10 protein-coding genes and 1 pseudogene are annotated in these 9,104 nt (G+C 59.1%); 6 read left to right on the forward strand and 5 right to left on the reverse strand.

What is annotated here, in order from left to right; translation table 11 throughout:
- The 5 genes from NET03_RS13165 to NET03_RS13185 all read left to right on the forward strand — a co-directional run.
- A partial coding sequence (locus tag NET03_RS13165; RefSeq protein WP_503008236.1) for an amino acid kinase family protein occupies window positions 1-255 on the forward strand: 255 nt, incomplete at its 5' end.
- 34 nt (window positions 256-289) lie between these two features.
- The gene (frr, locus tag NET03_RS13170) at window positions 290-847 is read left to right on the forward strand and encodes a ribosome recycling factor (RefSeq protein ID WP_252129355.1); all 558 of its coding nucleotides are present in this window, start codon (window positions 290-292) and stop codon (window positions 845-847) included.
- Entirely contained in the window at window positions 828-1,625 is a 798-nt protein-coding gene (gene uppS / locus NET03_RS13175; RefSeq protein WP_252129356.1) for an undecaprenyl pyrophosphate synthase, read from the forward strand. Before frr ends, uppS begins: the two co-directional genes overlap by 20 nt.
- Window positions 1,607-2,488, forward strand: coding sequence for a phosphatidate cytidylyltransferase (locus tag NET03_RS13180; RefSeq protein WP_252129357.1), 882 nt, complete (start codon window positions 1,607-1,609; stop codon window positions 2,486-2,488). The genes uppS and NET03_RS13180 overlap by 19 nt, the downstream gene beginning before the upstream one ends.
- The gene (locus tag NET03_RS13185) at window positions 2,473-3,630 is read left to right on the forward strand and encodes a 1-deoxy-D-xylulose-5-phosphate reductoisomerase (protein WP_252129358.1); all 1,158 of its coding nucleotides are present in this window, start codon (window positions 2,473-2,475) and stop codon (window positions 3,628-3,630) included. Before NET03_RS13180 ends, NET03_RS13185 begins: the two co-directional genes overlap by 16 nt.
- On the opposite strand, the gene NET03_RS13880 is transcribed toward NET03_RS13185, so the two are convergent.
- The gene (locus tag NET03_RS13880) at window positions 3,627-4,127 is read right to left on the reverse strand and encodes a ComF family protein (RefSeq protein ID WP_252129359.1); all 501 of its coding nucleotides are present in this window, start codon (window positions 4,125-4,127) and stop codon (window positions 3,627-3,629) included. The two genes, NET03_RS13185 and NET03_RS13880, sit on opposite strands and share 4 nt — an antisense overlap.
- 237 nt (window positions 4,128-4,364) lie before the next feature.
- Window positions 4,365-4,751 (reverse strand): DUF192 domain-containing protein, encoded by a 387-nt coding sequence (locus NET03_RS13195; RefSeq protein ID WP_252129360.1) that lies wholly within the window; start codon window positions 4,749-4,751, stop codon window positions 4,365-4,367.
- Window positions 4,752-4,797: 46 nt separating this feature from the next.
- On the opposite strand from NET03_RS13195, the gene NET03_RS13200 reads away from it, so the two are divergent.
- The gene (locus NET03_RS13200; protein WP_252129361.1) at window positions 4,798-6,960 is read left to right on the forward strand and encodes a copper resistance CopC/CopD family protein; all 2,163 of its coding nucleotides are present in this window, start codon (window positions 4,798-4,800) and stop codon (window positions 6,958-6,960) included.
- Here the strand turns inward: NET03_RS13200 and NET03_RS13205 are convergent.
- From NET03_RS13205 to NET03_RS13215, 3 genes and pseudogenes are all read right to left on the reverse strand, one after another.
- Window positions 6,957-7,877 carry a type II secretion system F family protein gene (locus tag NET03_RS13205; RefSeq protein WP_252129362.1) on the reverse strand — a complete coding sequence of 307 codons (921 nt, stop codon included), beginning with the start codon at window positions 7,875-7,877 and terminating at the stop codon, window positions 6,957-6,959. The two genes, NET03_RS13200 and NET03_RS13205, sit on opposite strands and share 4 nt — an antisense overlap.
- A 2-nt stretch (window positions 7,878-7,879) precedes the next feature.
- Window positions 7,880-8,854: a type II secretion system F family protein gene (locus NET03_RS13210; RefSeq protein ID WP_252129363.1), complete on the reverse strand. Its 975-nt coding sequence runs from the start codon at window positions 8,852-8,854 to the stop codon at window positions 7,880-7,882.
- A 3-nt stretch (window positions 8,855-8,857) separates the two neighbouring features.
- Window positions 8,858-9,104, reverse strand: a pseudogene (locus tag NET03_RS13215) (CpaF family protein); the annotation flags it as partial.

Below are 9,104 nucleotides of genomic sequence, written 5' to 3' on the forward strand. Positions count from 1 at the left end.
AAGTACCGCGTCGATGGAGTCTACGACGACGATCCACGGCGTAACCCCCGAGCTCGGAAGTATCGGGCCATCACCTACCAGGAGGCGCTGGAACGGAATCTCCGGGTAATGGATCAATCGGCACTGGCACTCTGTCGGGAAAATGACCTCCCGGTGATCGTGTTCGATCTGCTTACACCGGGTAACATAGAAAAAGCGGCACTGGGGCATGAGGTCGGGACGCTCGTGTGTTCGGACATGACAGCCTATGCATGAAACGAGCGGTCGGTCATCGGAAGGAGCGATCGCGATGATCGACGAAATCCTCCGCGATGCTGAACAGCGGATGAAAAAGAGTATCGAACGGCTCCGCCAGGAGCTTGCTGGTATCCGTGCTGGTCGTGCGACCCCGAGCCTCCTCGAGCATCTCGAGGTGAACTACTACGGGACTCCAACGCCGCTTAATCAGCTGGCGACGATTAGCGCTCCCGAGGCACGGCTGCTCGTTGTCCAGGTCTGGGATCGCAACGCGGTGAGTGCCGTTGAAAAGGCGATCCGCCAGTCAGAACTCGGACTGAACCCATCGGTCGATGGCCAGACATTGCGAATTCAACTTCCACCGTTGACCGAAGAGCGCCGTCGCCAACTCGTCAAGCTCGTCCACGAGGAGGTCGAGGAAACGAAAGTTGCTATTCGCAATATTCGACGCGATGCACTCGCTGATATCAAAGAGCTCCTTAAAACAAAGCAGATCAGTGAGGATGATGAGCGGCGAGCAGAGCAACGCCTCCAAGATCTCACCAACCGGTATATCGGTGAGGCTGACAAGCTCGGAAAGCAGAAGGAGCATGACATCCTCGAAGTCTGAGCGCTCCCCCACGAGCCACCAGAATGATCAGACCTGCGTTGGCCTGGTCCCAACCCACGTCGCCATCATCATGGATGGAAACGGCCGCTGGGCAACGCGGCGCGGTCTCCCTCGGCTTGCCGGTCACCGCGCAGGCACCGAGAATATCCGCCCAATCACCTTCAAGGCTGCGGAGCTCGGAATCCGATATTTGACCCTGTGGGCGTTCTCGACCGAAAACTGGCGCCGCCCGCGTGAAGAGGTCGAAGGACTGATGCAGATCTTGAGCGAGGTGATTGAACGGGAAACGGAGGAGCTCCACCGTCACGGAGCACAGCTTCGACACATCGGAAGCTTGGAAGGACTGTCACCAGCGCTGCAGCAGCAGATTCGGAACGCAATCGAGCTCACAAAGCACAATGACCGGATTGTGTTGACGATCGCCTTCAACTACGGTGGACGCGCTGAGATCGTCCACGCGATCCGGCGTATCGTGAGCGAGGGTATCCCGCCGGAGGCCATCGACGAGGCCACCGTGGAACGATATCTCTACACCGCGGGTATGCCCGAGCCGGATCTTATTATTCGCACCTCAGGGGAATTGCGAATGAGCAACTTTCTGCTGTGGCAGGCTGCCTACGCTGAATACTATTTCACGCCAACCCTATGGCCGGATTTCACTCCTGCAGAGTTCGAGGCTGCAATTCGTGATTTCCAGCGACGAGAACGTCGCTTTGGTGGATTGCGCAATCCAGTTCGATCCCACGCGGCTTCGGAACCGTGCGCCAGCGCACCGTAAGCGCAACCTTAGTCGTCATTGTGACGCTCGTGCCGCTCGTGCTCGGCACCTGGGCATGGTTTGTCCTTATCCTCGCTGTGCTTCTGCAAGGCGCACGCGAACTCGCACGCGGTTTTTCTCGCGTGACTCGTGAACCAATCCAACCGCTCAGCATCGTCCTTGCAGCCAGCATCCTGCTCATTACCGTTCAGTTGTCTGACTCTCCCGCCGTCATTCTGGTTGCAGCCATCAGTACTTCCCTCTTACCGATCGCCTGGCATGTCCGCACTGCCGACCACCGGGACGGGCTGCAACGAGGCGTTCTCGCATCGTTCGGTGCGTTCTATCTTGGAGCCCCCCTTTCCGCTGCCATTCTCCTGCGTTCGATCGAGGGAATTGGGCATGCCGCATGGCTCCAGCGCCTCGCGGCACTCTTGGGAACAGAACGAACCGCTCTCGGACTCGCTTGGCTCGCCTGGGCCCTTTCTGTCACTTGGCTTACCGACACCTTGGCCTACCTTGCAGGAAGCAGGTATGGACATCGAAAACTCGCTCCACGCTTGAGCCCGGGGAAAACGTGGGAGGGAGCTGTCGCTGGGTTCTTGACCGGTCTCCTTGTCGGTATGTTCGGAGCATGGCTCTTCGGAGTGCCCCTCTCCCCGGCCGCCGGTGGAGCAGCCGGGACGGCTATTGCAGTCTTGGCTGAACTTGGTGACCTCGCTGAATCATTCCTGAAGCGCGGGTTGGGATTGAAGGACTTTGGCCGATCGATACCAGGACATGGTGGTGTGCTGGATCGCATTGATGCACTCCTCGTCACCGTACCGGCCACGCTCCTGCTTGCTACACTCCTCTCCGGAGGAACACCGTGGTCCTTCGTGTGAGCATCCTTGGCTCGACCGGCTCAATCGGACGGCAAACCCTTGAAGTCGTCGCTACGCACCCTGAGCATTTCCGCGTCGTTGCACTCGCTGCGCGCAGGAATGTCGAACTTCTTGCCGCTCAGATCACAGCATTCCGGCCCGAACTAGTTGTCGTCGGAAACGAAAGCGATCGATCGCGAATTGAGGCACCAACGGTGCTTGTGGACACCGAAGGTCTGATTGCTGCCGCAACGTATCCTGACGCTGACATCATCGTTATCGCGCTCGCTGGTAATAGCGGTCTACGCCCAACGCTCGCCGCCGCACACGCTGGGAAGACGATCGCTCTCGCCAATAAGGAAAGCGTCGTCTGCGCCGGCGAACTCCTCATGTCCGCAGCGCGCCAGCACGGTGCTCAGATCCGGCCGGTTGATAGTGAGCACAGCGCCCTATGGCAGCTTCTCCAATTCCCGCACCAGCGCCAGGAACTCGCACGAGTGACAATCACCGCATCCGGTGGGCCGTTCCGTTTGGCGACCCGAGAGCAACTCGAGCGTGTGACCCCAGCCGATGCCCTCGCCCACCCAACGTGGCGCATGGGGCCAAAAGTGACGGTCGATTCGGCAACCTTGATGAACAAGGGACTCGAACTCATCGAAGCTCACTGGCTTTTCGATCTTCCCTACGAACTTCTTAACGTTACGATCCACCCCCAGAGTATCGTCCACGCACTCGTCACCTTCCGCGATGGCTCGACGGTTGCTCACGCTGCGTATCCGGATATGCGCTTGCCGATCCAGTACGCGCTTCTCTATCCGGAGCGTGTACCGAGTCCGGTTCTCCCACTCGATATGTCACAAATCGGTCGATTAGAGTTCTACGCTCCCGATCCCGAGCGGTTTCCAGCCCTCCAATTGGCCCGCGAGGCCGGTCTTGCCGGTCGCACATACCCCACTGTGCTGAGCGCAGCAGACGAAGTGGCAGTCGAGGCATTCCTCGCCGGCCATCTCCGCTTCACAGATATCGTGCCAGTCGTGCACTCTGTCCTCGAGCAACACCAGCCACCAAGTGGCCCCCTCACTTTGGAAGCCATTCTCGAGGCTGACGAATGGGCCCGTGCAGCGACACAAGAGCGTATCTCACAGCTGACCCGAGCGCTCTAGACTGCTGCGGCACGAGCCAGTGCAAGCACAATGACTGCCCGAGCTCCCGCGGTGATCAGCGCCTCGCTCGCCGCGATGACTGTCGCCCCGGTCGTAACGACGTCATCGACAAGAAGCACCGTTCCCTCGAGCGGTTGACCAACCCATGCGAAGGCCCCGGCAACGTTCTCCCATCGCGCAGCCCGATCTTGGCTGACTTGCGTCGCAGTCGCACGGAGACGCACGAGCCCGTCCTCCAGCGGCAGAGCAAGCTTGCGAGCGACTGCAGCAGCAAGCAAGGAACTCTGGTTGAACCCCCGCTCGCGCAGGCGTGTGTGATGCAACGGAATCGGCACGACACAACGCAGTGCTGCACACTGGTTACCGACCAATACCTCGGCCGAGGAAGCGAGAAGTTCTCCGAGGAACTCACCACGCCGACGCTCACCGCCATACTTGACACGGTGCAACGCCGTCCGCAGCGGCCCCTCATAGAGGTACAGCGCACGAACCTGCACGAGAGGCGGCGGCCAGCTTGAACAATCAGGACAGCGACTGTGATCTGATGTCAAAGGACGATCACAACGTTGACAACGACGCGTGAACACGGAGAGCGGTCTCAGCTCACGGTAACAGCGAGCGCACCACCAAACGCCTGGCCACCCGCAACCACCGCATGTTGGCGCAAAGACCGTTCGCTCTGCCTTGGTAACGAGCCAGGAAATGGCTCGCGTCAGCAACGGACAATTACCTCTCTATGGAGCGTCACTACCTTCTTGCTGGATACGCAGCATCCTGCCAGGCTCAAGGCTGTACCGGTCGATCGTCCCCACCGGCAGTTCCACGGCAACGACACTCCCGCGGCAGATCGGCCCAAGGCGCCAGGGTGGCACGGCCCGCCGCGCGCATCGAATCATTCCCTGCTGGTCAAGGAACAGCACGTCAATTGGGAAGCGCATGGCCAAGGTGTGAATTGCTGAGCAGGGTGACAGGACAAGCGCTTCGCCCTCATCGAGACCGGCTCGTCCCAACAGTCCGCGCAGGCGACTCCACCAGCGGTCGGCCACCACCACCCGCCAGGCGATTCGTACGCCAGTCTCCTGATCTACGATGGCGAAGAATTGACGCGGAGCAGTAACCACCGGGCAACTCTTTCGACTGCTACCATCTCAAGCGGAATGACGGACGATGCTACAGGTCATGCACGGAGTGAAACAGCACCAGCGACTCCTGAAGGCACTTCTTCTACTGACCATTATCGTCGGCATCGGCTTCCCGCGAAAGGCCCTTGCCCACGCCATTTTGCTCGACGCCGAACCTTCCCCGAACGCGCTTCTGGATCAGGTTCCGCAGGCCGTCGTACTGCGCTTCTCCGAACCGGTTGATCCTGTCGGTACCGGGGTCATCGTCATTGCTCCCGATGGGCAACGCCTCCAACTCGATGCTGCACGTTCACGTTCAAGACCAGACCAGACCGAGCTTCGCGTGCCACTTGAAGCGTTCACGGCCCAGGGCACGTATGTGGTGCGCTACTCGGTGCTCGGACGTGACGGCCACCTCATTACTGGACGCTACGTGTTCTCAGTGGGCCACCCCTCAGCACCGCAGGACCACGGAGACCTGAGTCGATGGGCAACCTTCCTTGGAGCCTGGGCACGCTTGCTTCACCTCCTTGCGCTCGCACTCCTTTTTGGAGCCGCCACACTCTTACTTTGCGCGTATCGCCTAAAAGAAACCCGTATCGTGCGCGCCCATTTGCAGATCATTGCGCGTCGTGGAGCACTTGTCGCCGCGTTCGCCAGCGGATTGATGCTCATCGCCTATGCTGGCAATCTCACAACGCTCCCCAATCCAGAGGCGTTGCGACAACTTCTCGCCACGCGCCCCGGTGCGGTCTGGTCCGGAAGCTTCCTCCTCGCCCTGTTCTGCTACGGTATCTTGGCAGCCCCACTACCGGCGCCGGTGCAACTGACACTCTCGATCGTCAGTGCGACCGCACTAGCTCTTAGCAGAGCAGCCGTCAGTCACGCCGCCGCGACTGATCTCCCTGTGCTGAGCATTCCCGTGGCAACTGTTCACACCATTGGCGCGACGATATTGATTGGGAGTTCGCTCGCATTGCTGCCTGTGCTCCGGGCTACGCAAGGCCAGACAGATCAGGCCCGTGCGGCAGCTGAACAGCTCATTCGCCGGTTCGCACTCGCCGCAGTACCACTCGCTGAACTCGTCACTCTTAGTGGCGCCTACGGCCTCTGGACGAATGTTGCAGCGCCTGAGGATCTGTGGAATACCCCTTACGGACGGACACTCCTGATGAAGCTTGCTGCTGTGTTCGCATTTACGGCGGTAACCGGCATACTTACCCTGCGATGGCTTCGTCAACAGCGTGCGTCACTGCAACTTCTACGGCTCAAAGCCCTCTTCGCTTTCCTCATTTTGCTGGCTGCAACCATACTCGTGATGTTGCCTCCGACACGGTCATCGCTGCAGCCGCTTCCTGCGGCATCCACGGCCCTCACGCTCGCGCAAAATGCCGGCCCATATCTCGTGACGCTTCGTATCGATCCAGCACAGCCTGGTACCAATCGGCTTTCGGTAAAAGTCACCGCACCGAATGGCACGACGGTCGATAATGCACGCGTGACACTCGAACTCGCGACATCGAACGGACCACGTCTCGTCGAGTTGCAGCGAAGTTCACCCTTCTACGCGACAACGATCGACTTGACGGCAAACCTCTGGTCAATGGCGGTCTACGTCCTGGGACCAGACACCGGCGAGGTTCCCCCAGCACGCTTCCAAATTCCCATCCCTGTTCCTGACACTCGTGCGTTGCTGGACTTAACTGATAAAGCGATGAATCGGCTACAGGCAGCCGAGGAACGCACAGAGTTGACCAGCGGCGGCCCAGTCGTCAAGACAGTGATCCAGTATCGTGCTCCCAATCAGGCAGCGTACTCCGTCCTTGTACCTGGTCGGCCAACGACGGAAACCGTGATCATTGGTGACCGACGATATGATCGCGTCGCGGGTGGTGATTGGACGATGAGCCCTTGGCCCAGCAGCACCCCGTTCCGCTGGCCGACCTTCCGATATGCACAGACTGCAGAAGACGTTCGCCTTCTCGGTATTGAATCGATTGAAGGAATATCGTGCTACAAGATCGCCTTCTACGACCCGACCAGCGAGACTCACTATCGTCTGTGGATTGGCATTGACGACTTTCTTGTGAGACGGTACGAGATGATGGCTCCCGGACATTACATGATTGGTCGCTTCGATCGATTCGACGATCCGGAAATCGTGCTCGAGGTACCACCAGTCGACCCAGCCCGTGCTAGTGGTGATTAGCGGAACGCTTCCAGGATGCGAGGGATCGCTGGTCCCAGAATCACCACATACATAGCCGGGAAGATCAGAAACACCATCGGGAAAATCATCTTGATCGGTGCCTTGTGCGCCAGCTCTTGGGCACGCTGTCGTCGGCGCAGACGCATTTGGTTCGCTTGGGCACGGAGCACTTGACTGATGCTGACGCCAAGTTGATCAGCTTGGACGAGCGACGCGATGAAGATGTTCAGATCATCGACATTGACACGTTGCGCAAGGTCACGCAGCGCCTGCCGCCGCGGGACTCCCATACGCATTTCGGACAGCGTGCGCGCAAACTCCTTGGTCAACTCGTTGTCCCACTTTTCGACCACTCGTAAGAGCGCCTGATCGAAGCCCAGCCCGGCTTCAACACTGATGACCAGCAGGTCAATCGCATCCGGCAATGCACGCTGGATTGCACGCTTTCGCTGCGCCACCCGCCGACTGAGCCAGGTATTGGGTAACACCCAACCGAGCACGGCCAGCGTCAGCGGCATGCCAAAACGATACAGAATCGGCCCAGTCCCCGAAAGCATCGGAAACGCACTCAACCCAGCCAGCAAGAGGGCGAGGGCAAATCGGATGCCCAGGAAGGTCATCGGACGTAATGAGCCAGCCAAACCCGCCTCAACAAGGCGCCGTTCCGTTCGCTCCAACGATGAGCCAGGAGTGAAGCGCAAGACGATCTGCGCGAGGCGCTCGAGCATTGGATAGAGAACTCGTTGTCGGAAGGGGAACTGGAGTTCCAGGTCATCGAGCGAGGGAACGCGGTGTCCGAACTGCGCGAGGCGCTGCTCCAAAACACGTTGGCGTCGCTGCTCCCGAACACCAAGGAGAATCAATACAATGCCTCCAAGCGCTAGTATGAGACTGATTAAAACGAGCATGATCGGCATCGCTACACCTCGATGGCCACGATACGGCGCATCACCAGGAAACCTGCGACCATACAGATCACCGCACCGATCGGCATACAGATCCATGGCCAGGTAAAAAGACTCGTCAAATAGTCAGGATTTAACAGAAAGATCAGAACAGCTAAACCCACGGGCAACAGAGAAATTATGTAACCGGAGAGGCTTTGTTGCGCAGTAAGAACACGAATTTCCCCCTTGATCCGCACCCGTTCGCGTATTGTCTCTCCAATCACATCGAGAATCTGCGCGAGGTTTCCACCAACCTCGTGGTTAATCGCAATTGCCGTAACCAGGAGGTCTAAATCCTCGCTGGGAACGCGCCGTAAGAGGTGCTCCAATGCGTCCTGCATCGGCACGCCGAGCCCAACCTCCCGCACGACGCGGCGAAACTCGTCGGCGATCGGTGGTGCGGACTCTCGTGCCACAAGGTCCATTGTCTGAAGGAGGCTATAACCCGCCCGTAATGAATTCGCCATCAGTCCAATCGTGTCACCAAGCTGATTGACAAACTGGTGCAGTCGACGCCGAGCTCGCCACAACACGTAGTAGTGCGGCAGCAACCAACCGCTGATCGCAAAGAGCATGCCGACAAAGAGCCCGAGAATCGGCCGCGTGAGCCCGCGTCCGATAACGAAACCGAAAAAGAACGCGCCCAGGGCCACCGCCGTGCGGAGCAACAGGAATTCACCGACCGTCAGACGGAGATCGGCACGCAGAAGATTGGTGCGGAGAGCTTCCGCAAAACCTCTCCCCTGAACGGCTCGGTCGACATGTCGAGCAATCAGGTTGGGGCCTCCGAGTGACTCGAATTCTGGCTTCTCCTCGCGCCCGGCGTATCGCTCAAGACGCCGGTTCACCGCCTCTCCGCGCAAAGTGCCACGGAGACCGGCAGCGAGAAGGACCGCCGAGGCACCAGCGAATGAGATCGCGAGCACCACCAGCGGATCTCCCACCATGCCTCACCGCCCGAACCCACGGGGATAGGACACGCCAAAGATCGTTGGCGGCAAGTAGATGTTGGCTACCTCGAACTTCTCGACGAACTTCGGACGAACACCCGTCGGTTTGATCCGCCCGATGACCTTCCCATTCTCGTAACCGGTTTGCTCGAAGACAAAGATGTCCTGCAGGACGATGACATCTCCTTCCATGCCCTGAACCTCAGTGATGGCAACGATTTTGCGCGAGCCGTCCTTCAGCCTTGCC

Origin of the sequence: Thermomicrobium sp. CFH 73360 (assembly GCF_023806465.1) — a bacterium.
In the GTDB taxonomy this organism is placed as follows: domain Bacteria; phylum Chloroflexota; class Chloroflexia; order Thermomicrobiales; family Thermomicrobiaceae; genus Thermomicrobium.